The sequence below is a fragment of the Micromonospora sp. NPDC007271 genome, assembly GCF_040634005.1.
In the GTDB taxonomy this organism is placed as follows: domain Bacteria; phylum Actinomycetota; class Actinomycetes; order Mycobacteriales; family Micromonosporaceae; genus Micromonospora.
The window spans coordinates 36,527-62,001 of sequence record NZ_JBEYER010000040.1 but is presented as its reverse complement, the minus strand read 5'-3'; the positions used below and the strand labels follow the sequence as shown (position 1 = coordinate 62,001).

Genomic DNA, 25,475 nt, shown 5'->3' with positions numbered 1-25,475 from the left:
CGGAGTTCGATGTCGGGAGTTTATCGGCCGGCATCCGAGGCCCTAACGATCGCTCGCCGCTCGTCGCGGACGGGAAGTGGGCAGGTTGACCAAGTGCAACCCTGGCCCGAACATTGACACGATCGCGTCGATGAACAGCACCGGTGGACCCGGTCGAGGGGCCGGTGGCACTCGTCATCTCCTCTCCTGGGTCGCTGCCGCGCCTGCCGGGGGAGCTACGAGCCGAACCTGCCAAACTGGTCTCAGCCGCTGAGGCCGAGCTGGGGATACAGGGCGTCGGGGGCGGCAACCGCTCCTTGCGGCCGCACGACGTCGACTTCTGCGCCGAAGTCGCTGTAGCGCAGGGACGCGTTCGGCATGCCGTTGGCGGCTGGGATCAGGAAACTGACCACTCGGCCATCGGCGTCCAGCGTTGCCCGGAACGTCTGGCTGCGCGCACCGTCGGGAAAACCATCTGGACCGGGGCGGAAGCTGATCCCGTTGCCGGGGCCGACTCGGGTCAGGTCGATCGTCCCGACAATTTGAGAGCCGTCTGCTCGTGCGGTGACGATCGCGTTGATGAGGCGCGCTGAGCCGCCGGGATCGTTCTTGCCTGGGGCGAAGCCCAGGGCGAAGTCTGACGGCACCCGGGCCGGGTCGAGGGTCATCCATTCGTGGCCGACACCCGGGAGGTCTAGCTCGGTCTTCATGTAGACCTCATGGTCAATCATCCGGATCTCGGTGACCCGACCGAACGCCGAAACCGTGGCGGCGGCACGCTTGTCGACGTTGTCGTTGTGCGACAGCGTCGTGACCTGACTCGCGAGATCGACGTCGACGCGAAAGCTCGTCTGATCGATGAACTTCGTGCCTGACCTCAGCAGCTCGATCGCCTCGGCTGTCGTGGTGGCGTCAGCGCCGACGGTCGACACCGGGGCGGGTTCGTTTCCTGTCCGCGCGCCAGCCGAGCATCCCAGTACGAGCAGCGTTACCGCAGAAATGGCAGCCACCGTTGCTCGACGTGTCATAGCCGCATGGTAGGCGGCTCTCGCAATTCACACGATGCTCAGCCTCTGCCTCCAGGAAGAACCGGCGCATGTACCGGTGCAGCGCGATCTCCTGTGGGTCCTCGCGCATCGCGGCCACCACCGCAGCGAGCATCGCGACCGCCTCCCGCGTCCCGACGGCGAAGAACAACTGCTCGCGGCTGCGCCAGTGCAGATAAATGCTGCCCTTGCCAACCCCGGCGTCCCGTGGCTCCCCGGACGTTGGCATCAGGAGGCGGCCTGGGCCGCACGTTGGGCCATGGGTCCCGTCGGCCCGGTCTCTCGAGGCGGTCGGAGCGGGTCTGCGGGTGAACAGATGTTTACCGAATCAGCCCTCCGTGCAACCGTTTGACTGTTTCCTCGGGTCGGTCGCGTTACAGGAATGTGTCCCTGGGGTCTTGACGGTGACCTAAGCCACACCTAGTGTTCGCGGAACAAGCGTTCGTCAAGTGAACCAATGTGCAACGAGATTGGCCGATCCCTGTAGGAGGGGCTCGCAGTGATGAACAAGAAGCTCGCAGGGGCGCTGCTGACGGCCGTCGCCGTCACCGCGCTCAGTGGTTGCTCGGTGAAGCGCTCGGACGCCACGAACGACTCGTCCCACGCCGCGGCGGACTCCGCCGGCGCTTCGTCGTCGGCTGAGGGCGCGGCGGTCCCCAGCCTGCAAGGCAAGAAGATCGGCATCTCGATCATCGGTACTGACCACGACTGGGATCGGCGGGCCTACGAGGGTGCCGTTGCACAGGTGAAGGCGCTCGGCGGCACCCCCATCGCGGTTCAGGCCGGCCGTAACACCCAGCAGCAGGTGACGGACCTGGAGAACCTCCTCCAGCAGAAGCCCGACGCCATCATCTCCATTCTCGGCGACGCGCCGGCACTCACTCCGGCGTTCAAGAAGATCAGCGACGCAGGCATCCCGCTGTTCACGATCGACCAGCCGAGCGAGTACTCAGTCAACAACGTGACCTCGGACAACTACTCCATCGGCTCGGGTCTCGCCCGGCAGATCGCCAACGACCTCGGCGGTAAGGGCAACCTCCTCGTCTTCAACGGCTTCAAGTCCGTCCGAGTCTGCAACATCCGTTACAACATGCTGCAAGAGGTCCTCAAGGACTACCCGAACATCAAGATCATTCAGCCGGAGCTGCAGGACGTGCCTCAGGGCACCGTCGAGGACGCCAGCCGCAAGGTCGGCGACATGCTCAACCGCTACCCGAAGGGCCAGATCAACGCGGTCTGGGCCTGCTGGGACATCCCCGAGGTTGGTGCCGCTCAGGCTGTTGACCGGGCGAGCCGGAACGAGATCAAGGTCTACGGCATCGACGGCGACCCCACCGCGATCGCGATGATCGAGGACCCGAAGTCGTCCTACACCGCCACCATGGCGCAACAGCCGGGTGCCATCGGCAAGGCTTCCGCCAGCAACGTCGCGATGTACCTGGGTGGCCAGAAGGACAAGGTCGAGTCCACCACGTACTTCGCGCCCGTCCTGGTGACCAAGGACAACGTGGCGGAGGCGAAGGTACGGCTGGCCGGTAACTGACCTGGTCCGGCTCGGCAGAGGAGAGGGACATGACGTCCACAGGCAGCGGTCTTCGGATGGACCGCATAACAAAGGTCTTCCCCGGCACCGTGGCGCTCGACGAGGTCGCGTTCGAGGTCCGCGCCGGCGAGGTCCACGGCCTCGTCGGTGAGAACGGCGCCGGCAAGTCGACCCTCATCAAGATCTTGTCGGGAATGTATACGGCCGACGAAGGGCGTATCACCCTGGGCGGGCACGAGGTGACGATCGGCAGTCCTGCCGATGCCGAGAAGCACGGGATCATGGTGATTCACCAGGACCGCCAGCTCGTTCCGAAGCTCACCGTCGGCGAGTCCCTCTTCCTCGGCCGGGCCGAGTCGACTAACGGCCCTCTCGTGTCCCGGCGGCAGCTTTCCCGCCGGGCACGGGAAGTCCTCCGTGAGACCGTCGGGGTGGACATCCCCGGCGACACCCTGATCCAGGACCTCTCCGTCGCGAAGCAGCAGCTTGTTCAGATCAGCCGGGCGCTGATGTCGCGCCCGAAGGTGCTGATCCTCGACGAGCCCACGGCGCCCCTGGCCCAGCAGGAGGTCGACCGGCTGTTCGCCATCCTCGCCGACCTCAAGTCCAAGGGCGAGATCTCGATCATCTACATCTCCCACTACCTGCAGGAGGTGGCCGAGATCTGCGAACGCGTGACCGTCCTGCGCAACGGCCGCAACGCCGGTGCCGTGGAGATGGCGACGACGAGCCTGGACGAGGTGGTCACCCTCATGGTCGGTCGGGACGTCGAGGAGTTCAGTGACCGCCCCCAGCGGCGACCCGAGGGACCGCCTCGGCTCGAGCTCGACGGCTTGACCGCCGCCGGCCGGCTGGACGAGGTATCCCTCGCCGTCCGTGGCGGGGAGGTCGTCGGTGTCACCGGCCTCATCGGCTCCGGCGCCGACGACCTGGCCGCGGCGATCGTCGGCCTCATCGGTACGAGCGCGGGAACGGTGAGCATCGACGGTAAGCCCCAACGGAACCGCAACCCCTACCGGCTCAGCCGCCGTGGCGTTGCCTGTGTCCCCGCCGACCGCCGCCGGGATGGTGCCGTCATGGCCATGTCCGTCCGGGAAAACCTGTCCATGGCAGCCCTGCGACGGCTGTCCAAACTCGGCATGCTGCGCCTCGGCGCGGAGCGTGCCGAGGCCGACGACACCATCAAGCGGCTGTCCATTCGCCCGGGAGCCCCTGACGTCGCGGTCCGCGACCTGTCCGGCGGCAACCAGCAGAAGGTCGTCCTGGGCAAGTGGTTGGTCCGCGACGCCGACGTGTTCATCCTCGACCAGCCCACCTCCGGGGTCGACATCGGTAGCCGCGCGGAGATCTACCGCATCATCGACTCCCTAGCCGAGGCCGGCAAGGCCGTCCTCGTGATCAGCCAGGACCTCCCCGAGCTCGTCGGTGTCTCCGACCGCGTGCTTGTCATGTACCGCGGACGCGTTGCGGCCGAGCTCGACCGTAGCGAGGCGGCTGTCGACCTCGTGCTGGCGTTGTCAACGGGCGCCGAGACCAGGACCACCGCACCGGCCAAGGAGAGGGCATGACCGCCACCGCCGCCGTCGCGACGACGGGGACCCCGAAACTGACCGCGCAACGCTCCGTCTGGGCCCGGCTGCTGCCGTTCACCGGCGTCCTCGCCGTCATCGTCGAGATTTTCGTCTTCGCGGTGAATGCCCCCACCTTCCTCTCGGCCGGCAACCTCCTCAACGTTGTCGTCCAGGGCTCTGTCGTCGCCGTTGCTGCCTTCGGCCTCACGACCGTCGTCATCATCGGCGGCGACGACGTGATCAGGGGCGGCATCGACCTGTCGGTCGGAGCCGCGGCCAGCCTCGTCGGCACCATCGTCGCGGTGGGGTCCGTTCACCGCGGCATTGGCACTGCCCTGCTCCTCGGGCTCGCAGCGGCGGTGGCCATCGGCCTCGCCAACGCGCTCAGCGTCGCGCTTGGCATTCGCCCTCTGCTGGCGACCCTCGCAGTCTCCAGCATCGCGTCCAGCGTGGACCTACTGGTATCCAACAACTCCCAGACGACACTCAACGATCCGTTCTTCGTCTGGATGCGAGACGCCAAGCCGCTCGGCATCCCCGTTCCGGTGTTTGTCGTCGCTGTCGTCTTCGCGGTGATCTGGTTCGTCCTCGGCTTCACCAAGGCCGGTGTCCGCGCCTACGCGGTCGGTGGCAACCCGCTCGCCGCCCGGGTCGCCGGCATCAGGGTCAACCGGTACATCATCGTCAGCTACGTCGTCAGCGGTCTCACCGCCGGCGTCGCCGGCATGCTTCTCATCGCGCGGCTGTCCAGCAGCTCACCCGGCGCGGGTTCGAGCATCCTGCTGGACGTCATCCTCGCCTCGCTGATGAGCCTCATTTTCAGCCGGCGTCTGGTCGTCAACGTGCCGGGCACCCTCGTCGGCGCCCTGTTCGTGGCGGCGCTGTCGAACGGCTTCACTCTCATCAACATCCCGACCTACTGGGTCAGCGGGGTCAAGGGCGTACTCATCCTCGCCGTCGTGGCCATCTCCGCGCTCGGTAACACCCAGAGGAAGTGACATGGTCGCCACCCGCTCCGCACAGCAGGCCCCGGCCCAGCCAGCCGCGACAGCCGTCGTCGCGCCCCGTCCGCACACCCCGCGCCGCGCGCTGCTCGCGCGCTACTTCGCGGTTGTCGCGCTCGCCGCAATCTTTGTGTTCTTCTCCCTGACGACGGAGGTCTTCTTCTCCGGGGCGAACTTCCTATCCGTCATCGAGCAGGCCGCTCTGCTGGCTATCGTCGCGACCGCCATGGGCGTGGTCATCCGCTCCGGTGGGATTGACCTGTCCGTGGGCGTCGCTCTCGACATCGGAGCTCTCGTCTGCGTCCACATGGTCGACGCCGGCTACATCATCTCGCTGTCGGTGGTCATGGGTCTCCTCGCCGGGGCCGTCATGGGTCTGTGCAACGGCCTGGTCATCACCTACCTCAAGGTCAGCCCATTCCTCACGACCCTGTCGATGCTCTTCATCGGCACGAGCATCCAGAAGGTCGCCACCGGCGGCGGAAGCCCCATCTACCTGCCGCCCGCTTCGGTGCCGGAGGAGTTCTCCGCCTTCGGCCGTGGGCACCTGCTGGGCATCCCCGCCCCAACTCTGTTCGCCGTCGCCATCCTCATCATCGGGTGGGTCCTGCTCGAGCGGCTCCGGGTCGGCCGGTCGCTGACCGCAGTCGGCGCCCAGCCGGCGGCGGCCGTCCTCAGCGGAGTCCCCGCCCGTCGTGTCACGATGCTCGCGTACGTCTTCAGCGGCCTGGTCTGTGCGCTCGGCGGCATCGTTCTGGCCAGCCGGACGTCGGCCTACGTGCCGCTGAGCGGGGACTACTACACCCTCGACGCCATTGGGGCGGTATTCATCGGCACCACGCTGCACAAGGAGTCTCGGCCGAACGTGCCCGGCACCCTTCTCGGGGTACTTATCTTCACCGTCCTCGGGAACGGCCTGAACCTTATCGGCCTGTCCTTCTACTGGCAGGGACTGGCCCGCGGTGCCGTGCTCCTGCTCGTGCTGGGCATCAGCGTCACACTGAGCAAGCGTCGCAGTGTCCTGCAGCCGCGCCGAGTCTCGACGAGCGCCTCATGACCGACGTCGTCGTCGGAGTCGACGCCGGCACGACGACCGTCAAGGCCGTCGTGATGGATGCGAGGGGCGAGGTCGTTCACTCGGCAAGCCGCCGGCTGGCGGTGAGCCGGCCCAATCCCGGCTGGGCCGAGCAGGACATGGACGAGACCTGGCAGGCCGTGGCCGCCGTCCTGCGAGAAGCCGTGTCCGCCGCCGGCAAGGTCACGATCACCGCCGTCGGGGTGACGGGCCAGGGCGACGGCGCCTGGCTCCTCGACGACGCTGGTCGCCCAGCACGCCCCGCCATCCTCTGGCTCGACGGGCGCGCTACCGACATCGTCACCGCCTGGGAGAAGGACGGACGCGCCCAGGCGGTGTTCGACGCCACGGCCTCGGTTCTGTTCCCGGGCGCCCTGCCGCCTCTGCTCGACTGGCTGCAGGAGAACGAGCCACACGTACTGGCGCGGGCGACACATCACCTCAACTGCAAGGACTGGATCCGCTACCGGCTCACGGGATCGGTCCAGACCGATCCGTCGGAGGCGTCCCGCACGTATCTCGACGTCGAAACCGGGCAGTACGCCGACCGGCTCCTCCTGGCCCTCGGGCACGACCGCCACGTCCGGCTTCTGCCTCCGGTCGTGCCCTCGGCCAGCGTCGGCGGGACGGTCACCGGCACCGCTGCGGCGGAGACCGGCCTGCCGGCCGGGATCCCGGTCGTCGTTGGCGCCGTCGACACGTCAGCCACGGCCGCCGGCCTCGGGCTGCACGCCCCCGGAGCCGCCTACGCCGTGCTCGGCACGACCGCCTTCTACGCGGTGCTGTCAGACCATGTCGTCCGCCGCGACGAACCCATGGGTTTTGTTCTCCCCGCCGGCCTGACCGACGGCTGGGTCACCGCCATGTCGCCCATGGCCGCAGCCCCGAACCTCGATTGGGTGGTGTCGGCGCTCGGCATGAACGTCGGGGAGTGGCGCACCGTCGAGGCCGAGGCCGAGGCTGCCGGGCCGGGGGCCGGGGGAGTGCTGTACCTGCCGTACATCTCCGAGTCGGGCGAACGGGCCCCGTTCGTCGATCCGCACGCCAGCGCGGGGTTCGTCGGCGTACGCCCCACGACCACTCGCGGTCACCTCCTGCGAGCTGTCTACGAGGGCGTCGCGCTCACCATGGCCGACTGCCTCGCCGAGCTGCCCGACGCCGACGTCGTCAAGCTCGCAGGCGGCGCCTCCTCCGCCTTCTTCTGTCAGGTCATCGCCGACATCATCGGACGACCCGTCCTGCGCCCCGCCACTGACGAGTTCGGTGCCCGGGGCGTCGCCGCCGCGGCGCTCGCGGCCGCCGGGCTGGTTACGTCCGTCGAGGCCGGCCTTGCGGCAGTCAGCCGCGACGGTCAGCTGTTCACACCCCGTGCCGAGCATCGATCCCTGCACGCCACTCAGCTCGAGACCTTCCGGGCACTGAGGAACGCCCTCGCGCCGACCTGGCCTGCCCTCCGGCGACTCGGCCACCTCGCAACGACCAAGGAGCTCTGCCACCCATGACCCGCCCCCGCGTCCTCGTCACCGCCGACTTCGACCCGGCTGTGGCGCAGGAGCTGTCAACGCATGTCGACCTCGTCCTCGCCACGCCATCCATGGCCGGACTGCCGCTCACCGAGGGCGAGCACGCCGGCAAGCTCGACGGCGTGCAGGCCGTGGTCTGCGAGCTGGACCGGGTGGACGCCCCGGCGCTGGCCGCGATGCCCGACCTCAGTCTCGTCGTGTCCTGCCGGGCGGCGCCGGTCAACGTGGACCTCGGCGCCTGCGCGGCCCGCGGTGTCACCGTCGCGACGACTCCCGCTCGCAACGCCGACGTCACCGCAGACCTCACCATGGGCCTGCTCCTGGCCACAATTCGCCAGACCTCCCGGGCCGAGCAGTGGATGCGGTCCGGCGCCTGGACCGAGGACGATGTTTTTGCCCCCTACGCCCTCTTCCGCGGTCCGGCGCTCGCCGGACGTACCATCGGCATCATCGGCGGTGGCGCCATCGGGCGACGCGTCGCAGCCCGCGCCACCGGCTTCGGCATGCGGGCCATCGTCCACGACCCCTACCTGGCACCTGACGCGCTCGCCGGCCTCGCCGAACTCGTCCCGCTCGACCAGCTCATGAGCACCGCCGACGTCGTATCGGTCCACGTAGCGCTCAGTCCCGCGACCACCGGACTCATCGGCGAAAAGGAGATCCGGCTGCTCAAGCCCAGCGCCTACCTCATCAACGCCGGTCGGGCGGCGATTGTCGACGAGAGGGCGCTGATGGCCGCACTGCGGGAAAAGCGGATCGCCGGGGCCGGCTTCGACGTCTTCTGGTCCGAGCCGTTGCCCGCCGACCATGAGCTACTCAGCCTGCCGAACGTGACGCTGACCCCGCACATCGCCGGCGCCTCCGACGACGTCATTACCGCACACAGCCGAATGGCGGCGGAGGCGATCCTCGACTGGCTCGCCGGACGCCGTCCGGTGCACGCAGTGGACACCCGCCAGGGCGCCCACGCGTGAGTCCTCCAAGTCGCTTCGCCGGCCGGCGATGCCAAGGCCGGCCCACCTCAACCGTCCGCGCCGACCCCGAGGAGATCTTGTGACCGACCTCGCCCCTCCTCCCGCTATCCCCGACCTCAAGCCGAACGTCGCGCGGCTGCTGGCCGAACCACCACGTCTGTTCATCGGCGGCCGCTGGGTGCCCGCACAGGGGGATCAGCTCATCGACGTGCTCGACCCGGCGACCGGACAGGTGCTGACGCGCGTCGCCGCCGCCAGCGCGGCCGACGTCGACGCCGCGGTCCGCGCCGCGGCGCAGGCCTTCGATCTCGGCTCGCCTTGGCGCCGCATGAGCGCCCTCGACCGGGGTCGACTCATCGACCGGCTCGCCGACCTCATCGAGGAGCGGACGGAGGAATTCGCGCAGATCGAGACACTCGACGCCGGCAAGGTGCTCAGTGCGGCTCGCGGCGTTGACGTTCCCTTGTCCGTCAAGCACTTCCGCTACTTCGCCGGGTGGCCGAGCAAGATCGAGGGATCGACGATCCCCGTCTCCGCGACCGACATGTTCGTCCACACGACCCGGGAACCCGTCGGCGTCGTCGGACAGATCATCCCGTGGAACTATCCGCTGCTCATGGCCGCCTGGAAGCTCGCACCCGCCCTCGCCGCCGGGGCCACGATCGTCCTCAAGCCCGCAGAGAACACACCGCTCGCCGCGCTCAGGCTCGCCGAACTCATAGCAGAGGTCGGCTTCCCGCCCGGAGTCGTCAACGTCGTCCCCGGCTACGGCACCGAGGCCGGGGATGCCCTCGTCGAGCACCCGCTTGTCGACAAGATCGCCTTCACCGGGTCAACGAGGGTCGGTACAGCGATCGCGGCAAAGGCAGCGAGGCAGGTCAAGCGGGTGACCCTGGAACTCGGCGGCAAGAGCCCGAACATCGTGTTCGCCGACAGCCCGGCGGCCGAGGCCGCAGCCGGCGCCGCGTCGGCCATCTTCTTCAACGCCGGTCAGGCCTGCAGCGCAGGGTCCCGGTTGTACGTCGAGCGCTCAGCCTTCGACGAGGTCGTCGGGAGGCTTGCCGACATTGCCGGCAACCTCCGGATCGGCCACGGCTTGGCGGACGACGTTGAACTCGGCCCCGTCATCAGCCAGGTGCAGCGCGACCGCGTGGCCGGCTACGTCGACGAGGCACAGGCACAGGGCGCGCGGCTCCTGACCGGCGGCAGCGCCATGCCGTCCGGTGTCGGCAACGGCTTCTTCCACGCTCCGACCGTCATCACTGACGTCGATGACAGCATGCGGTGCGTCCGGGAGGAAATCTTCGGCCCCGTCGTCGTCGCCCAGCCGTTCGACGACCTCGAAGAGATCGCGCGCCGCTCCAACGACTCCCCGTACGGTCTCGCCGCGGGGATCTGGACACGGGACATCGGCCGAGCGAACCGGCTCGCACGGATGCTTCGTGCGGGGACGGTCTACATCAACACCTACGGCAACACGGATGCCGCGGCCCCGTTCGGCGGCTTCAAGGGATCCGGCTACGGACGGGAGATGGGCCACGACAACCTCGAGGCATACCTCGAGACCAAGACCGTCTGGACGAACCTGTCATGAGGACCGATCCGTCTGCCGTGATCTCGGCGGGCCTTCACATCGTCGACGTTCTCGGCCGTCCGGTCACCCACATCCCCGACGGTCAAGGGGTCGCATTCCTCGACGAGATCACCATGACCGTCGCGGGCACCGCGGCCGCGACGAGCGCCGACCTCGCCAGGCTCGGGGTGGCGGTCGCGGCCGTGGGCGCCGTGGGCAACGACGTCATGGGGCAGTTCCTGCGCAGCCGGATGGCATCCCTCGGGATCGACGTCACCCACCTCGTGCGCCTGGACGGCGTGCCGACATCGGCCACCATGCTGCCCATCCGCCCCAATGGGGAGCGGCCCGCGCTGCACGTCATCGGCGCGAATGCGTTCGTGACCGAGGACCTGGTGCCGTGGGACCTGGTGTCCCGGGCCCGCGTCTTCCACATGGGCGGCACATTCCTGCTGCCGGGGCTGGACGGCGAGCCGACTGCGCGGGTCCTGCGGCGGGTCAAGGAGCTTGGGCTGACGGTGACGATGGACTTCATTCCTGGCGGCCGGGCAGACGCGGCCGAGCTGCTCGCGCCGGCCCTGCCGTACGTGGACTATCTCCTGCCCAACCTGGAGGACGCCGCGTTCGTCGCAGGCCGGCGGGAGGCGGACCGCGCCGGCGTCATCGCCTGGTACCACGACCGCGGCGTCGGCTGCACGATCCTCACCATGGGCGCCGACGGTGTCAGCATCGCCCGACGCGGTGAGCCAGAGACCCGGCTGCCGGCGTTCGACATCGACGTCGTGGACACAACCGGCTGCGGGGATGCCTTCACCGCCGGCTTCATCACCGGGCTCCTCGACGGGCGCTCGCTCCTGGAGTGCGCCGAGCGGGGCCTGGCCTGCGGCAGCCTGGTAGCGACCGGCCTGGGCTCCGACGCCGGTCTCGTCGACCAGCATCACCTGCTCGATTTCATCGCCACGACGCCACGCCGGCAGCTGGCTGAAACCGCCATGGAGGCCTCATGATCCTCGACAGTTTCTCCCTCGCCGGCGAGGTCGCCTTCGTCACCGGCGCTGGCCGGGGCATCGGCCAGCGTATTGCCATGGCCTTCGCCGAAGCGGGGGCAGACGTCGCCTGCTTCGACCTGGACGTCGACGCGGCGAAGGAGACGGCCGCCGGGATCGAGCGCCTGGGCCGGGGTGCCATGGCCTTCGGTGGGGACGTCACGGACGCCGCAGCGCTGCGGGACGCCGTCTCCCAGGCCAGCAGGCAGCTCGGCCCGGTGAGCGTCGCGCTCAACAACGCCGGCATCGCCCACCTGGCCCCAGCCGAGGAGATGGACCCGGCGGACTGGCGCCGGATGATCGACGTCAACCTCACGGGCGTATTCCTCAGTGCCCAAGCGGAGGCTGCTGTCATGCTTCCGGCCGGGCGGGGCGCCATCGTCAACCTCGCGTCGATGTCTGCCCAGATCGTCAACCGTGACCTCACGCAAAGCCACTACAACGCAGCCAAGGCCGGCGTGGTGCATCTGACGAAGAGCCTGGCCGTTGAGTGGGCAACTCGCGGAGTACGCGTCAACGCGCTGAGTCCGGGCTACACCCTCACCCAGATGACCGCCCGGGATGCCGTAGCGCACTGGCGGGCGGAGTGGGAACGCCACACGCCGATGCAGCGGATGGCGTCGATGGACGACCTCACCGGCCCGGCGGTGTTCCTCGCCTCGGACGCCGCCAGCTTCTGCACCGGCGTCGACCTCGTTGTCGATGGCGGATACGTATGTTGGTGAGTACCGTCGGTACAACACGTGGACATTGGTTCAGAAGGGTGAGCAGATGGCCGACCGCGATCTGAGCCGCGTGGCGCGGCTCTACTACGAGCACGGCCTGACCCAGGGTGAGATCGCCACGGTGATGGGGCTCTCCCGCGTCAAGGTCACGCGAATGCTCGCGGAGGCGCGTCGCACAGGCATCGTCGAGATCAGGATCCACGGCGACAGCCATGCGTTCGTCGAGCTGGAATCCCAGCTGATCCGCAAGTTCGGGCTCATCAACGCCTGGGTGGTCCCCTCGACGCAGGACGTCGATCGGCAGTTCGAGTTGCTCGGCATCGGCGGGGCGCACGCCCTGGAGGAGCTCGTGGCGCCGGGCTCGACGGTCGCGGTCGGTCTCAGCCGTGCGGTGTCGTCCATCCCGAGGGCCCTGGGCAGTGCACGTCAGGTTGACGCCACCTTCGTGCCGATCGTCGGCAGCCGAGCCGGCGTGGACGGCATCAACGCCCACGAGACGTGCGAGGCGCTCGCCCGTACCTTCGGGGGGAGGGCGCATCACCTGCCAGCCCCGGTGATGACCCGCTCGGCTGACCTGGCCGCCGTGCTACGCAAGGAACCCAACATCAAGCATGCCTTGGAGCTTGCGGAGAAGGCGGAGTTGTTCGTCGCCGGGATCGGCGGCAGCAGCCAGGAGACGTATCTGGTCAAGCACGGGGACATCACCCCCACCGAATTCTCGGAACTCGTTGCCTCCGGAGCCGTTGGCGATCTCTCCGGCCGATTCTTCGACGGCGAAGGTCGGCCCGTCCCCTCCGCGCTGAACGACCGGGTCATCGCCCTCAACCTCGAGCAACTCTCCGTGATTCCCACCCGCGTCGGCGTCGTCGGTGGTGCGGGGAAGCGCAAGGCGGCCCGCGGAGCCATCGTCGCCGGAATCGTCAACGTCGTCGTCACGGACGTCGACACCGCCGTGTGGTTGGTGGCCCAGCACTAGCTCTCCCGTCGACCCACACCCCTGCGCCGAGCGCACGGGTGCCTCGGCCGTGCGGTTCTGTGGGCCGGGATCCACGGGGATCAGCTGACGACGGCGATTTCCGAAGCGCAACGCCTTGACCCCGGCGGAGCGCTACGCAACACTGAACATCTGAACGACCATTGAACGAATGTTCAAAGGTTAAGGACTAAAGCCCCGCAGGATGGAGACCCCCATGAAGGCCGCGACCACCGTCGAAGACCTTGTCGAGCAGCTCGCGGAGGTGGGGCGGCTGGCGGTCGAGCGCGGCCTCGTCCTCGCCAGCGGCGGCAACCTCTCCGGCCGGCTTCCGGGCAGCCCGGAATACGTCGTTACCGGGGCCGGTACCTGGCTGGACCGCCTCACCCCGAACGACTTCACCACCATGAACCTGGCTGGCGAGATCCTCGGGGGTGCAGAACGCCCCTCCAGCGAATGGAAGCTGCACCAGAGGACCTACCAGGTTCGACCCGACGTGAACGCGGTGATCCACCTGCATCCCCAGCACGCGGTCCTCGTCGACGCGATGGGTCACCGGATTCGGCTGATCACGCTCGACCACGCCTACTACGTCAAGTCCGTGGGCACAGTGCCGTACTTCCCCAACGGCTCCGACGAGCTCGCCGACGGCGCCGCGAAGCAAGCCCTCGAACACAACTGCGTGATCCTTTCCCACCACGGTTGCTCGGCACTGGGTGAGGACGTCGGCATGGCCTTCCGGCGGGCGATGAACCTCGAAGAGGCGGCGGTCGCCACCTACCGCTGCATCGTCGCCGGTGACACGACCACCTCGTTCCCGGCCGAAAGCTTTGCCGCACTCCACCACGCCTGACAAACGCGCTGCGGTGCGCCCTGCATGTGCCACCGCAACCGCCTCTCGTCGCGACCACCTCAGGAGCCGCTGCCGTGACCCTCACCCACCGTGCAGACACCGGTGCCGCATCTGACAAGGTCTGGACGCCCAGTCCCGAGTATCTCTCGCGCAGTCGGCTCCTGGCCTTCTGCCGCCACATCGGCGTTGCCGGGCGGCCCGAGCTCGACCTGTGGTCGCGCGAGAACCCAGATCGGTTCTGGGCGGCGCTGGTCGCCTGGCTCGGTCTCCCGTGGCAGCACGAACCGACCGCGATGCGCGATCGTCCGGATAACCCCGCAGCAACGCGGTGGTTCGTCGGCGGCTCGATGAACGTCTTCGACGTCGCGGTGACCCGGTGGGTCGACGCGGGCCGCGGCGGGGAGACAGCCCTGCTGTGGGAGGACGAGTCGGGCCGGACGGGAAGGATGACCTTCCGAGAACTCCACACCGAGGCCACCCGGGTCGCCACCGCTCTCAGCCAGCTCGGGGTGGGGTTCGGGGACCGGGTCGGCGTTCAATTGCCGATGGTCGTCGAGGCCGCCCTCGTTTCCCTGGCTCTGGCGAAGATCGGCGCTATCGCCGTCCCCGTCTTCTCCGGGTTCGGGGCGGGTGCCGTCGCCGAGCGGCTGCGGCACTCCCAAGCCACTGCCCTCGTCGTCGCCGACGGCGTCGTGCGCCGGGCGCGGACCGCCCTGCTGCGCTCTCAGACCCGCGAGGTGCTCGAGGCTGTTCCCGACGTCACCGTCTGCGTGACCGTGCCGGTCGAGGGTGCCGAGAGCCGACGCGCTGGCAGAGAACGGCTGCCGCACGAGGTGACCTGGGCCGAGCTGCTCGCCAATGGCACGGGGAAGGAGGCGCCGACGGCCGTCTGCCCCGGCGACCATCCGCTGATGATCGCATTCACCTCCGGGACCACGGGCAACCCGAAAGGTGTCACCCTTGGGCACGCCGGCTTCGTCGTCAAGGCGGGCTCCGATGCGGCTCTGCTATTCGACGTCGGTCCCGGCGACGTCTCCTGCTGGGTCACCGACCCGGGCTGGATCATGCATCCCATCACGCTGCTCGGCGGGCTCGCAGCCGGCTCGGCGGTCGCCGTTCTCGATGGCGCCCCGGATCACCCGCGTTCGACCCGGCTCTGGGAATCGGTCCAACGACTGGGCATCACCATGCTCGGCGTCTCACCGACGCTCATCCGATCCCTCAGGAATGTCGGTGCCACTCCTGAGGAGCACATGGCCTCCCTGCGTGTCCTGGCCTCAAGCGGCGAGCCCTGGACCGAGGATGCCTACCACTGGCTCTTCGATTCAGTCGGCGCGCGTCGGCTCCCGATCATCAACTACTCGGGCGGCACGGAGGTCTCCGGTGGGATCCTCACGAACACCGTCGCCGAACCCATCAGGCCTTCCGCCTTCGCCGGCCCCATTCCCGGGATGGGCGCCGACCTCGTAGACAAGGCCGGGGCATCGGTGGCGCGGGGGGCCGGCGAGCTCGTCCTGCGGCTGCCGTCACCCGGCATGCCCTTGGGTTTCTGGGGCGAGCCGGGCCGGTACGAGGCCACCTACTGGGAGCAGTGGCCCGGCACCTGGAAGCACGGCGACTGGGCGGAGATTGCTGCTGACGGCGAGTGGTACATCCACGGCCGCAGCGACAACACCCTCAAGATCGCCGGCAAGCGGCTCGGCTCGGCCGAGGTCGAGAACATCGTGAACCGGCAGCCGGGTGTCGTGGAATCCGCCGCGATCGGCATACCGGACCCGCTCAAGGGCGAGGCGCTGGTCGTGTTTGCCAGGCTTGACCGGGCAACCGAAGACATCGGTGCACTTCGGTCCAGGGTGTCCGATGCGATCGTGGCAGACCTCGGGAAGCCCCTGCGTCCCCAAGCAGTCCATTTCGTCACCGACCTGCCGCGTACCCGCAGCGGGAAGATTCTTCGCCGTGTCGTCCGCGACGTCCATCTGGGACATCCCGTCGACGCAGCCACGGCAAGCCTCGGCAACCCCGACTCCATCGACGCCTTGCGGAACCTGCGGTGAGCCTGCATCGCAAGGCCGCGATCGCCGGGATCGCCGAGCTGCCGCCACGCCGGGAAACCCCGGGGGAGACCACGCTCGGGCTCATCGCCAAGGTCGGCGCCCGAGCCGTCCAGGACGCCGCGCTCACCGCGAACGACATCGACGGGCTCTTCGTGGGCACCCAGGTCGGCGAGACTCCTCAGCACGTCGCAGTCACCGTCGCGGAGTACCTCGGGCTGCAACCATCCGTCGCGGAACTGGTCGACCTCGGCGGCGCCTCGGCCGCCGGCATGGTCTGGCGGGCGGCCGCGGCGATCTCCGCAGGCATGTGCACGACAGCGCTCTGCGTGCTCGCCAACACCCGGGAAGCCGGCTACGCCCCCAGGTCACCCAACCGCAACCCCATCCGTGAGTTCGACGTGCCCTACGGGGCCAGCGGCGCCAACACCTCATACGCCCTCATCGCACAGCGGTACCTGCACGAGTACGGACTCCAGCCCGAGCACCTCGCCTACGTCCCGGTCGTCGAGCGGCAGAACGCCCAGCTCAACCCCGACGCGATCTTCTACGGCAAACCGATCACCGTGGAAGACGTCCTCGCTTCCCCGCTCGTCGCCGACCCGCTCCACCTCCTCGAGATCGTCATGCCGTGTGCTGGCGGCGCGGCGCTCGTGGTCACCAGCACTGACCGCGCCGGCCATCTGCCGCACCCGCCCGTGACCCTGCTCGGCGCCGGAGAGCGAGCCACCCATCGCGCCGTCAGCAGTGCCCCGACACTGACCAGCTCGCCGTTGGCCCAGGCAGTGGCAGACGCCTACGAGATGGCCCACATCAGCCCCGCCGACCTCGACGTACTCGCCCTCTACGACTGCTACAGCGTGCTCGTCCTGATCACCCTCGAGGACGCCGGCATCTGCCCCCGCGGCAGCGCCGCCGCCTGGCTGCGCGAGAACGATGTCTCCCACCACGGCCGCCAAGCTCTCAACCCGCACGGCGGACAGCTGGGCTGCGGCCAGGCCGACCTCGCTGGCGGCATGGGGCACATCGTCGAAGCAGTCCGACAGCTCCGCGGCGAGGCCGGCGAACGCCAGCACGCAACCGCCAGGCTCGCCCTCGTGACCGGAAACGGAGCGACCATGGGCGAAGAGGCGGCCCTGATCCTGGAGGGCCTGCGATGACATCCCACCGTGCCCCTGCCGCCGCCGGCACCCGACGCTCGGCAGGCCCTCCCGCACTCCCAGGCCCCACGGTCACCCCTGCCACCGAGCCGTTCTGGTCGGGGCTGCGTGCGGAACGGCTCCTGCTGCAGCAGTGTGAGCGGTGTGGCGCACCACAGCACTACCCCCGCGCCGTGTGCCGCTGCTGCTGGAGCGAGGACCTGCGCTGGATCCCGTCCACCGGCCGCGGCACCGTCTGGACATTTACGGTGGTCCACCGGCCTGGGAACCCGGCGTGGGCACCACGAGTGCCCTACGCCGTGCTCATCGTGGAGCTTGACGAAGGTCCGCGGCTTGTCGCCGGATACACTGGACTCCTGGAGGACCTGTCCGTTGGACTGCGGGTGGCCGCGGGCTTCGAGCACCACGCAACCCACAGCCTCCTGGTCTTCCATCCCGAGCCTACGGTTGCGGTGCAGGCATGACGGACCGGACGACGGGCAGTTCGTCGCCACACGCGGGTACCCGCCCCGACGCGGCACCAGGCACGGGACGGGCACCCGAGCCACTCCTTCAACCAGCTGCGGCCGAAACCGGTGCCGGCCGTCACCTCCTCCTCATCGCCTCGGTGCAGGTCCTCGCGATGGGGACCTGGTTCGCGGCATCCGCCGCCGGACCGGCTCTGCAGACAGAGTGGGGACTCAGCACCAGCCAGGCCACCCTCCTGACCACCGCCGTCCAGCTTGGTTTCGTGATCGGCGCGCTCACCTCCGCCGCGCTGAACCTCCCAGATGTGGTTCATCCTCCGCATCTCGTCACCGCAGGAGCGCTCCTGGCCGCCATCAGCACCGCTGCGCTGGCGGTCTTCGCTGATGGCGCCGCAACAGCCACCGTTCTGCGTCTCGTGACAGGAATCGCTCTCGCCGGCGTCTACCCCGTCGGGCTGAAACTGGCCAGCAGTTGGTTCCTTGAACGCCGTGGCTTTGCCCTTGGCGCGCTCGTTGGCGCACTGACACTCGGCTCGACCCTGCCGCACCTCATCGGCGGCTCGCTCGGAGCAGCGTGGCGAGCCGGCCTGCTCGCGTCCGCCGCGCTGGCGGCCGTCGCGGCCGTCCTCGTGCAACGAGTCAAGGTCGGACCGTACGTCGCCCGGTCCACCGGCCTGCACCCGCAGATCATCCTCTCCCTGCTGAGGGAGCGCGGACCGCTGTTGGCTAATCTGGGCTACTTCGGCCACATGTGGGAGCTGTACGCGGTCTGGGCCTGGGTTCCCACCTTCCTCGGCGCAAGTGCCGCAGCACACGGCACCTCGCTCAGCGGGACCGTCCGAGGAACGCTGTCCTTCATCGCCCTCGGTGCCTGCGGCGTCGCGGGATGCGTCCTGGCCGGACGCCTCGGAGACCGCTGGGGACGAGCCAGGACGGCAGCAGGCGCGATGCTCGTCAGCGGTTCGTGTTGCCTCGTCGCTGCCCTGGCCTTCGGGCGTTCCCTCTGGCTCCTGGTCCCAGTGCTTCTGATCTGGGGCACCAGTGTCATCGCCGACTCGGCGATGTTCTCGGCCTGCACGACCTCCGTTGTCGACACCCGGCTGGTCGGCACCGCCCTCACCTTCCAGACGGCGGTGGGGTTCCTGATCACCGCCCTCACCATCCAGGGCCTGCCCGTCGTCGCTCACGCGGCGGGCTGGCCGATCGCCGTCGCGCTACTGGCGCCCGGACCGCTGCTAGGTGCGGTCGCCATGCTCCGACTAGAACCGATGCTCGCCCCGCACGCCCTGACTGACAGGAGGAGGAGACCAGCATGACCGCTTGGCCGAACGGCGCCCCCAAGGTGGGCGACAAGGCGTCCCTGACCCGCACCGTCGAGTGGAAGGACATCGAGCGCTTCACCGAGATGAGCGGCGACCGCAATCCAATCCATTACGACGCCGAACTCGCCGCGGGGACACGTTTCGGAGGCATCGTCGTCCAGGGTGGGGTGACCACGTCAATCCTCAATGCCGTCGTCGCCGAGCGGCTCCCCGGCCCGGGCACCGTCTTCCTCGAAGTCAACTGGAAGTTCACCGCCCCGGTGCGGCCGGAAGACGAGATCACCGGGGAAGTCGAGATCCTTGAGGTCCGCGACGACAAGCCTGTCACCAAACTCGCCACGCGCGTTGTCCGAGGTGACGGCGTCGTGGCCATCGAAGGAACCGCTGTGTGCTACACGATGGCGCTCCCGTGAGCGACGAGATCGTCCTGGTAAGCGGCGTCCGGACCCCCATCGGCCGTATGGGCGGCCGATGGGCCGAAGTCCCGGCGGCAGATCTGGGCGCGGCCGCCGTGCGTGGCGCGCTGGCCGCCGCCCCCGGCCTGACCGTGGACTACGTTGCCATGGCGAACGTCGTCCAAGCCGGCAACGGGCAAAACCCGGCTCGCGTCGCAGCCACGCGCGGCGGTGTTCCGCGGACGGTTCCCGGGATCACCCTCAACGACGTGTGCCCCGGCAGCATGAGCGCAGTCGCCCTCGCCGCGATGATGATCCGCGGTGGCGAGGCGTCTGCCGTGCTCGTCGGGGGCTTCGAATCCATGACAAGGGCGCCGCGGCAGCCAGTCGACCTGCTCGTTAACGACGGCTTGCACTGTGCCCTCGGCGACGTGGCGATGGGTCCGCTCAGCGACCGCGAGAACGCCCGACTCGGCATCAGTCGCGCCGACCAGGACGCCTTCGCCCACGCCAGCCACATGCGTGCCGCGCAGGCGACCAGTGCGGGCCGGCTGAGCGAGGAGATCGTGGTCGACGGCCTTGTCGTTCCGGGCGGCCTGGCACTCGATCAGGTCTGGGCGGACGAGGGCATCAGACCCGGCACGACGCTGGAACGGCTTGGCGAGCTCCGGCCTGCCTTTGCCAGGGACGGCACCATCACCGCAGGGAACGCTTCGCAGATGTCCGACGCCGGCGCTGCCGGTGTCATCACGACACGGGACCGAGCCGCGGCTCTCGGCCTGACCCCCCTGGCGGCAGTCGTCGGCCGAGCCGTCATCGCTGGTGAGGACTCGAGCCTGCACCTGCGACCAGCGCAGGCTGCCAACCTCCTGCTCGAACGGCACGGAATGACCGCGGCGGACGTGGACCTGTGGGAGATCAACGAGGCCTTCGCCGGCGTTGTCCTCGCGTCCATGGCCGAGTTGGGCATCGACCACGACGAGGTCAATGTCAACGGTGGCGCGGTCGCCCTCGGGCACCCGCTGGGCGCCAGCGGCTTCCGACTCGTGCTGACCCTCGCGCATGAGATGAGACGACGCGGCGCCGAGACCGGAGTCGCGGCGATTTGTGGCGGCGGCGGCCAAGGACAAGCCATTCTGTTGCGCTCGATACCATGATCCTGAGTTTGACAGTCCGGACTCGAATCACAGTTCCTCTGGTGGGATCCGGGGCAGCGGCCGTCATATCCAACCCGGTGACGGCCGCCCGGCCAAGGCCGCACTCGGCGCCTGCGTGCCGAACCGAAACGTCACGGCGTGAATGCGTACTCGGTGAATCCGCCGCACGGCTTGAAACCGAGGCGGCGGTAAACGGGTTCACCGTCCGAGGACGCCTGCAGGACCAGCGTGCGATAACCCGCGTCGTAGGCGGTGCGAAGGGTCGCCAGGGTCATGGCGCCGCCGTATCCGCGTCGACGGTGGGCCGCCAGGGTCGCGATGTTGTAGATCCCGGCGACCTTCCCGTGCAGGAAGACCTCGGCCGCGCTGACCGGATGGCCGTCAACGTAGCCGACCAGGTAACGGGCGGGGCAGCCGGGGGCGAGTGCCCACTCGGCGGCATCGGCGAGGAAACGGCGCACAGTGGCTGCCGGCGGATCCCAGTTGGCGGCGAGGACGGCCGCGTAGTCGGAGAGCTGCCTGGGGTTCGTCACAGGATGGATGTCCAGGCCTTGAAGGTGCGGTCGCGGTGGCGCCGCGTTCAGGTCCATCCACATGCCCGTCTCGGTCTCCGACGCCGCGAGACCGGCTTCCTCGAGCAGTGAGGCCAGTTGTGCCGGTGCTGAGGCAGGGCCCAGCCACCAGGAGAAGGGCCGACCCGTGGCGGCAAGGGCCTGGACCGTCTCCCTGACCCGGGTGCGGGCGTTGTCCGTACGCAGCCTCGCCGCCGCGACGATGTTGAACGTGTCGTCGGCCAGTCCGCTGTCGGCGATCAGGAGGTCGTCCGTCTCCGTGACGGTCGGGCCCGGCATGTGACGGTGCAGGTGACACGCGTGCTCGGCAAGGTTCCGTTCCATCTCGGCCAGCAGATCCGGAACGGTGCAGCCGAGGTGCTTTGCTTCTTTCACCGAGGTATCGGATCATGGCGGTAACCGCTGTGCGATCGAATTCACCCTCGGTGACCCCACTCGGGCCGGTCGTCAGGCGATGTCGTCTGGCGGAAGGCGCCGTGGAGGGCAGCCCAAGGCGGACTGCACCGACCTGCAGGGCCATGCACGCTGCATCTTCGGACTGATCGCCCTCGTGCCTCTGGTCGCCGGTGGGCTACGTGGGCGGCACGACCGGAACGACGGCGGGCGTCACCAGGCCGTTGTTCTTCAGCGAGCGCAGGTGCTGGGTGGGGACCTTGGGCATGATCCCAACGACCCGCTGCAGTGGCTGTACCGGGCGGTTCCTTGGACAGATGGAAGACCCGACGGGTCGTCCCTCCTCCTGCTGGGGGGCGGCCTCCCCACCAGCCGACCTGGCCTCACTTCTCGACGATGCCGGCCTCAGCCCGCCTGAGTACGCCGTCACTCCCACGCCCTGGCATCGTCAGTGCGCCTTGCCCGTCGCGGCGTCCAGGACGGGGCCCAGTTCCCGCGAGACCGTCGTGAGGGCGCGGGTGTCCCGCTCGGCGCGGGCGATGAGGATCGCCCCTTCGAGCGCGCTGATCATGAGCGCGGCGAGCGCTTCGGACCGTCCCTCCGGCACGCCCATGCCGACCAGTGCCTGAGCCACCGCCCGATTCCAGGCGGCGAAGGCGTCGGACGCGGCCTCTCGCGTGGACGCGGCGGACTCGGCGCAGCCGACCGTGGCGGCGGCCACCGGGCAGCCGCCGGCGAAGCCGACGGTTTGGTACTCCTCCGTCCACTGGCGCACCATCGCGTCGAACAGGCCACTGGGTGTGGGATTGGGCAGCGCAGCGCGTGGACCTGCCCGTGCGGGGCCGTCCACGACCGGGACGTCAACGCGGCGGTCAACGTGTTGGCCCAGGGACGCTGGGACAACTCAAACGACCGTGGAGCGCGCGTAAGACCGGTACTCGTGCCGGCGGCGCGCAGGGAAGCGGTAATCCACCCGGGCGCCGCGCGTTCCACGCGCAGCGCGGAGGGAACCCCCGCCCCTTAAAGCGGGGAGAACGTCAAATCCAGATGTACTCCTCAGCGATGGCGCCGTCGCGCCATTTCGCTACCGTCACCATCCGGCTGCCGTCTTCCAACTCGCCCACCACGCAGGTCCACTCTCCCGACCCGAAAGCGATGGGGTGCGACTTGATCTGAACCGGCTTGCCGCCGGTCTTCTGGGCGAACGCCTGCATGGCGTCGATGTGCTCCTGGATGCCGTGAGTCTGCGGTTGCCCTTTCATGTCTACGAGCACGTCATCAGTGTGGTGGCGGGCGAACACTCCGTCCCAGTCCGCCGGGTTCCACCCCTTGAAGTCGAGGTCGTCCATGCCCTTTAGGTTGCGGGTGACCTGGTCGTCGGCCATGACGCAATCCCCTTCCACGGCCCGTCGCGAGTGCGTCTCTGAGTGAGCCTACGGAGACTTGCGGGACCTATCAGGCGAATGGCGAGCCGGGCAGTGGTACCCACTCCGACGTTCCGCGCGGTTTCATCAAGGCCGAGATCGTCTCCTACGACGACCGGGTTGCGGCCGGCAGTATGGCGGCGGGCAGGGTTGGCCTCGAGGGCGGGGGAGCGCGTCGTCAATCGTCGGAGGAACAGTGCCGGGCGTACCACGGATGGCTTCGACAGCAACGGTGACAGCAATCAGCCGAGATGGAGAGGATCGCCGGCTACCGGACACGGACGGCCACGTGAGGTCGTGGATGCGGACGGACACCGCCGGACCAAGCGCCAGAACCTACTGTGGGTGTTCGCCGAGAAGGTTCGCGAGCTGCCCGCCCGCGCAACGAAAATACCCCGCTCGCGCGGGCGTGTCGTTGATCGACAAGTAAAGAGGCCTCCGGCAGGTGGTTCATCGACCAAGAAGAACTGAGACCGGAGACCTCGCGGCCACGATACCGCGACGAGGCGGCACGACCTGACCGGCCGGCAGTGGGCGGCGCTGCAGCCGCTGATGCCGGTGGGCAGGAAGCCGGGCCGGCCGCCGAAATGGGGTGTACGGCAGCTCATCGACGCCGCGGGCCGGTGCGGCGGGCGGTCCGTCCCGCCCGGTCCCGGGATCACAGCCTGGCCGGCTCCGCTCCTTGGTTGACCTAAGCTCGCGGTCATGTCCCTGGTGAGTGCGGGCGGCGCGAGCCGCTGGTTCGGGTCGGTGGCGCAGTCCACCGGCGATGCGCAGGTCTTCGTCTTCCCGCATGCCGGTGGCATCGCCGCGGCGTTCATGGAGTGGCAGGCGATGGCTGAGCCGGAGCTGTCGTTGCAGGTCGCGCTGCTGCCGGCCAGGGGGATCCGGATGCACGAGCCGCCCGTCGACGACCTTACGGAGCTGGTGGATCAGTTGACGACGGCGGTCATCGAGCAGGCGCCGGGGCCGTACCTGCTGTTCGGGCACAGCCTGGGCGCGCTGCTGGCGTTCGAGGTGACCCGAGAGCTACGCCGCCGGGGTGCGCCCGATCCGCTGGCGCTGCTGGTCAGCGGGGCCGAGGCGCCGCAGACCCGGCTGATCAAGCAGCGCTGTCACGAACTCGACGACGCCGGCCTGATCGAGGCGTTGCGCGACTTCGGGGCCACCCCGGCCGGGTTGCTGGCGGACCGGGAGACGATGGAGATCATCCTGCCGGGTATCCGCGCCGACTTCGCCCTGTCCGAGCGGTACGCCTACCGTGCCGCGCCGCCGCTGGAGCTGCCGGTGCACGTGCTGCTCGGCGACGGGGACGAGCACGTAGACCTGGACCGGGCGGCCGGATGGGCGCTGGAATGCGCGGCCCCGCCACAGCGACATGTGTTCGCCGGTGGGCATTTCTTCCTCACTGACTATCAGTCGGAAATTCTGGACCTTATGCGCCGCATCGTCGCCAGTCACAGCGCTGTGGCGCAATCGTCGACAAAGGATGTGTAAGCACTCCTGCCCACACCAGGGCTTCCATGGTGTCGGTTATTCGACCTGGCGGCCCGGCGAAATGCGGTGCTACAGTTCGCCATCCGTTCATCGATAGGGACGTCGCTGACGAGGCGGCAAACCGTTCCGTGCGCCGAGGTGCTCATGAACCCGTCGTACTTGCCGTCCTTGATTCTGCATGAGTACTTGCACACGGTGGCGACCGTCCACCCCCAGCTGCGCGAGGTGCTTGATTTCGAGCGCCTCGGTGCGGCTGCCGCACTGGCGGAGCTGGCCGCCACGGTGAGCGAGTTTGACACCGACGCCACCGGCCGGGGCGACTCTTATCGCCGGGCCCAGCGCGACACCCTGGTGCGCTGGACCGGAATGCGGCAACTGCTGGAGTTGGCCGCTCCGGCCGGATCCGAGCCGGTCACCCTCATCCTGGACGTGCTCGGCGGCGACGGCACCGTGGCGCGCGCGGCGAGCAGCCAGTCCGCCTGTTTCGAGTCCAAGCTGGCGTTCATCACCGGCGACCTGTCCGGCCACATGGTCGACAGGGCGCTCGCGCACGGCCTGCCCGCCGTACGCCAGGCCGCGCACTTCTTGTTTCTGCGCGACGCCAGCCTCGACGCGGTGCTGCTCGCCTACGGAACGCATCACATCCCCGCACACCAGCGACCGCTGGCGGTGGCGGAGGCGGCCCGGGTGGTCCGCCCCGGTGGCCGGATCGTGCTGCACGACTTCGACGAGTCGAGCCCGATGGCCGGCTTCTTCGGTGAGGTGGTGCATTCGCACGCCTCCGGTGGCCACGACTACCAGCATTTCAGCCGGGCGGAACTGGCCAGCCTGTTCGCCCAGGCCGATCTGCCGGTGCGCATCGTCGACCTCTACGACCCGCTGATCGTGCGCGCCGACACCGCACCATCCGCGTACGCGCGGATTCGCGACTATGTCGGCGACATGTACGGGCTACGGGAGTTCTTCGCGACGCTGAGCGATGACGAGGTGTGGCGGTTGCTGACGCACCACTTCGACCACACCAGCTACCTGGCCGCGCTCGGTGGCCGTGACAGCATCCCAGCCCGACCGGTGGTCTACCGGGCCGACGGGCAGTTCGTCGCCGAGGTGCCCCGGATGGCGATCGTCGCGGTCGCGACAAGGACGGCATGA

At 68.8% G+C, this 25,475-nt stretch carries 25 protein-coding genes; 20 read left to right on the top strand and 5 right to left on the bottom strand.

Annotated features, from left to right (window positions below; genetic code table 11):
* Nucleotides 1–242: 242 nt before the first annotated feature.
* Nucleotides 243–911 (bottom strand): hypothetical protein, encoded by a 669-nt coding sequence (locus ABZ570_RS16570; protein ID WP_358063471.1) that lies wholly within the window; start codon nt 909–911, stop codon nt 243–245.
* A complete protein-coding gene (locus ABZ570_RS16565; RefSeq protein WP_358063468.1) occupies nt 892–1,254 on the bottom strand; it encodes a helix-turn-helix domain-containing protein in 363 nt (120 codons plus the stop codon). Before ABZ570_RS16565 ends, ABZ570_RS16570 begins: the two co-directional genes overlap by 20 nt.
* Before the next feature lie 273 nt (nt 1,255–1,527).
* Between ABZ570_RS16565 and ABZ570_RS16560 the strand changes: the two genes are divergently transcribed.
* The 17 genes from ABZ570_RS16560 to ABZ570_RS16480 all read left to right on the top strand — a co-directional run bounded on the left by ABZ570_RS16560 (nt 1,528) and on the right by ABZ570_RS16480 (nt 20,437).
* The gene (locus ABZ570_RS16560) at nt 1,528–2,568 is read left to right on the top strand and encodes a sugar ABC transporter substrate-binding protein (RefSeq protein WP_358063465.1); all 1,041 of its coding nucleotides are present in this window, start codon (nt 1,528–1,530) and stop codon (nt 2,566–2,568) included.
* Nucleotides 2,569–2,597: 29 nt separating this feature from the next.
* The gene (locus ABZ570_RS16555) at nt 2,598–4,136 is read left to right on the top strand and encodes a sugar ABC transporter ATP-binding protein (RefSeq protein WP_358063462.1); all 1,539 of its coding nucleotides are present in this window, start codon (nt 2,598–2,600) and stop codon (nt 4,134–4,136) included.
* Entirely contained in the window at nt 4,133–5,137 is a 1,005-nt protein-coding gene (locus ABZ570_RS16550) for an ABC transporter permease (RefSeq protein WP_358063459.1), read from the top strand. Before ABZ570_RS16555 ends, ABZ570_RS16550 begins: the two co-directional genes overlap by 4 nt.
* A 1-nt stretch (nt 5,138) precedes the next feature.
* Entirely contained in the window at nt 5,139–6,200 is a 1,062-nt protein-coding gene (locus ABZ570_RS16545) for an ABC transporter permease (protein ID WP_358063456.1), read from the top strand.
* Entirely contained in the window at nt 6,197–7,720 is a 1,524-nt protein-coding gene (locus ABZ570_RS16540; RefSeq protein WP_358063453.1) for an FGGY-family carbohydrate kinase, read from the top strand. The genes ABZ570_RS16545 and ABZ570_RS16540 overlap by 4 nt, the downstream gene beginning before the upstream one ends.
* Nucleotides 7,717–8,715: an NAD(P)-dependent oxidoreductase gene (locus tag ABZ570_RS16535; protein ID WP_358063450.1), complete on the top strand. Its 999-nt coding sequence runs from the start codon at nt 7,717–7,719 to the stop codon at nt 8,713–8,715. The genes ABZ570_RS16540 and ABZ570_RS16535 overlap by 4 nt, the downstream gene beginning before the upstream one ends.
* Nucleotides 8,716–8,794: 79 nt before the next feature.
* On the top strand, nt 8,795–10,309 hold the full coding sequence (locus ABZ570_RS16530) for an aldehyde dehydrogenase family protein (RefSeq protein WP_358063447.1): 1,515 nt from the start codon (nt 8,795–8,797) through the stop codon (nt 10,307–10,309).
* Nucleotides 10,306–11,295, top strand: coding sequence for a sugar kinase (locus tag ABZ570_RS16525; protein ID WP_358063444.1), 990 nt, complete (start codon nt 10,306–10,308; stop codon nt 11,293–11,295). The genes ABZ570_RS16530 and ABZ570_RS16525 overlap by 4 nt, the downstream gene beginning before the upstream one ends.
* Entirely contained in the window at nt 11,292–12,059 is a 768-nt protein-coding gene (locus tag ABZ570_RS16520) for an SDR family oxidoreductase (protein ID WP_358063440.1), read from the top strand. The genes ABZ570_RS16525 and ABZ570_RS16520 overlap by 4 nt, the downstream gene beginning before the upstream one ends.
* 46 nt (nt 12,060–12,105) lie before the next feature.
* Entirely contained in the window at nt 12,106–13,035 is a 930-nt protein-coding gene (locus tag ABZ570_RS16515) for a sugar-binding transcriptional regulator (protein ID WP_358063437.1), read from the top strand.
* 214 nt (nt 13,036–13,249) lie between these two features.
* Nucleotides 13,250–13,885: a class II aldolase/adducin family protein gene (locus tag ABZ570_RS16510; RefSeq protein WP_358063435.1), complete on the top strand. Its 636-nt coding sequence runs from the start codon at nt 13,250–13,252 to the stop codon at nt 13,883–13,885.
* 74 nt (nt 13,886–13,959) lie between these two features.
* Complete coding sequence (locus tag ABZ570_RS16505; protein WP_358063433.1) at nt 13,960–15,939, top strand: AMP-binding protein; 1,980 nt, start codon at nt 13,960–13,962, stop codon at nt 15,937–15,939.
* Nucleotides 15,936–17,096, top strand: a complete 1,161-nt coding sequence (locus ABZ570_RS16500; protein ID WP_358063430.1) for a thiolase family protein — start codon at nt 15,936–15,938, stop codon at nt 17,094–17,096. The genes ABZ570_RS16505 and ABZ570_RS16500 overlap by 4 nt, the downstream gene beginning before the upstream one ends.
* Complete coding sequence (locus ABZ570_RS16495; RefSeq protein ID WP_358063427.1) at nt 17,093–17,560, top strand: OB-fold domain-containing protein; 468 nt, start codon at nt 17,093–17,095, stop codon at nt 17,558–17,560. The genes ABZ570_RS16500 and ABZ570_RS16495 overlap by 4 nt, the downstream gene beginning before the upstream one ends.
* Nucleotides 17,561–17,703: 143 nt before the next feature.
* Complete coding sequence (locus ABZ570_RS16490) at nt 17,704–18,879, top strand: MFS transporter (protein WP_358063424.1); 1,176 nt, start codon at nt 17,704–17,706, stop codon at nt 18,877–18,879.
* Complete coding sequence (locus ABZ570_RS16485) at nt 18,876–19,298, top strand: MaoC family dehydratase (protein ID WP_358063421.1); 423 nt, start codon at nt 18,876–18,878, stop codon at nt 19,296–19,298. The genes ABZ570_RS16490 and ABZ570_RS16485 overlap by 4 nt, the downstream gene beginning before the upstream one ends.
* Complete coding sequence (locus tag ABZ570_RS16480; RefSeq protein WP_358063418.1) at nt 19,295–20,437, top strand: acetyl-CoA C-acyltransferase; 1,143 nt, start codon at nt 19,295–19,297, stop codon at nt 20,435–20,437. The genes ABZ570_RS16485 and ABZ570_RS16480 overlap by 4 nt, the downstream gene beginning before the upstream one ends.
* Nucleotides 20,438–20,568: 131 nt before the next feature.
* On the opposite strand, the gene ABZ570_RS16475 is transcribed toward ABZ570_RS16480, so the two are convergent.
* Together ABZ570_RS16475 and ABZ570_RS16470 are read right to left on the bottom strand one after the other, a co-directional pair.
* Nucleotides 20,569–21,288 carry a GNAT family N-acetyltransferase gene (locus ABZ570_RS16475; protein WP_358063415.1) on the bottom strand — a complete coding sequence of 240 codons (720 nt, stop codon included), beginning with the start codon at nt 21,286–21,288 and terminating at the stop codon, nt 20,569–20,571.
* A 562-nt stretch (nt 21,289–21,850) separates the two neighbouring features.
* Nucleotides 21,851–22,252, bottom strand: coding sequence for a hypothetical protein (locus ABZ570_RS16470; RefSeq protein WP_358063474.1), 402 nt, complete (start codon nt 22,250–22,252; stop codon nt 21,851–21,853).
* On the opposite strand from ABZ570_RS16470, the gene ABZ570_RS16465 reads away from it, so the two are divergent.
* A complete protein-coding gene (locus tag ABZ570_RS16465; protein WP_358063412.1) occupies nt 22,151–22,426 on the top strand; it encodes a zinc ribbon domain-containing protein in 276 nt (91 codons plus the stop codon). The genes ABZ570_RS16470 and ABZ570_RS16465 overlap by 102 nt on opposite strands.
* Nucleotides 22,427–22,439: 13 nt before the next feature.
* Here ABZ570_RS16465 and ABZ570_RS16460 read toward each other — a convergent pair whose 3' ends face one another.
* Complete coding sequence (locus ABZ570_RS16460) at nt 22,440–22,787, bottom strand: hypothetical protein (protein ID WP_358063409.1); 348 nt, start codon at nt 22,785–22,787, stop codon at nt 22,440–22,442.
* Nucleotides 22,788–23,576: 789 nt separating this feature from the next.
* On the opposite strand from ABZ570_RS16460, the gene ABZ570_RS16455 reads away from it, so the two are divergent.
* Nucleotides 23,577–24,323: an alpha/beta fold hydrolase gene (locus ABZ570_RS16455; protein WP_358063406.1), complete on the top strand. Its 747-nt coding sequence runs from the start codon at nt 23,577–23,579 to the stop codon at nt 24,321–24,323.
* 225 nt (nt 24,324–24,548) lie between these two features.
* The gene (locus ABZ570_RS16450; protein WP_358063403.1) at nt 24,549–25,475 is read left to right on the top strand and encodes a class I SAM-dependent methyltransferase; all 927 of its coding nucleotides are present in this window, start codon (nt 24,549–24,551) and stop codon (nt 25,473–25,475) included.

What these genes read in the sequence shown, in the direction of transcription:
- ABZ570_RS16565 (WP_358063468.1), bottom strand. Translation starts at nt 1,254, where the DNA reads ATGCCAACGTCCGGGGAGCCACGGGACGCCGGGGTTGGCAAGGGCAGC.
- ABZ570_RS16560 (WP_358063465.1), top strand. Translation starts at nt 1,528, where the DNA reads ATGAACAAGAAGCTCGCAGGGGCGCTGCTGACGGCCGTCGCCGTCACC.
- ABZ570_RS16555 (WP_358063462.1), top strand. Translation starts at nt 2,598, where the DNA reads ATGACGTCCACAGGCAGCGGTCTTCGGATGGACCGCATAACAAAGGTC.
- ABZ570_RS16550 (WP_358063459.1), top strand. Translation starts at nt 4,133, where the DNA reads ATGACCGCCACCGCCGCCGTCGCGACGACGGGGACCCCGAAACTGACC.
- ABZ570_RS16545 (WP_358063456.1), top strand. Translation starts at nt 5,139, where the DNA reads ATGGTCGCCACCCGCTCCGCACAGCAGGCCCCGGCCCAGCCAGCCGCG.
- ABZ570_RS16540 (WP_358063453.1), top strand. Translation starts at nt 6,197, where the DNA reads ATGACCGACGTCGTCGTCGGAGTCGACGCCGGCACGACGACCGTCAAG.
- ABZ570_RS16535 (WP_358063450.1), top strand. Translation starts at nt 7,717, where the DNA reads ATGACCCGCCCCCGCGTCCTCGTCACCGCCGACTTCGACCCGGCTGTG.
- ABZ570_RS16525 (WP_358063444.1), top strand. Translation starts at nt 10,306, where the DNA reads ATGAGGACCGATCCGTCTGCCGTGATCTCGGCGGGCCTTCACATCGTC.
- ABZ570_RS16520 (WP_358063440.1), top strand. Translation starts at nt 11,292, where the DNA reads ATGATCCTCGACAGTTTCTCCCTCGCCGGCGAGGTCGCCTTCGTCACC.
- ABZ570_RS16515 (WP_358063437.1), top strand. Translation starts at nt 12,106, where the DNA reads ATGGCCGACCGCGATCTGAGCCGCGTGGCGCGGCTCTACTACGAGCAC.
- ABZ570_RS16510 (WP_358063435.1), top strand. Translation starts at nt 13,250, where the DNA reads ATGAAGGCCGCGACCACCGTCGAAGACCTTGTCGAGCAGCTCGCGGAG.
- ABZ570_RS16495 (WP_358063427.1), top strand. Translation starts at nt 17,093, where the DNA reads ATGACATCCCACCGTGCCCCTGCCGCCGCCGGCACCCGACGCTCGGCA.
- ABZ570_RS16485 (WP_358063421.1), top strand. Translation starts at nt 18,876, where the DNA reads ATGACCGCTTGGCCGAACGGCGCCCCCAAGGTGGGCGACAAGGCGTCC.
- ABZ570_RS16475 (WP_358063415.1), bottom strand. Translation starts at nt 21,288, where the DNA reads ATGCCGGGCCCGACCGTCACGGAGACGGACGACCTCCTGATCGCCGAC.
- ABZ570_RS16460 (WP_358063409.1), bottom strand. Translation starts at nt 22,787, where the DNA reads ATGGCCGACGACCAGGTCACCCGCAACCTAAAGGGCATGGACGACCTC.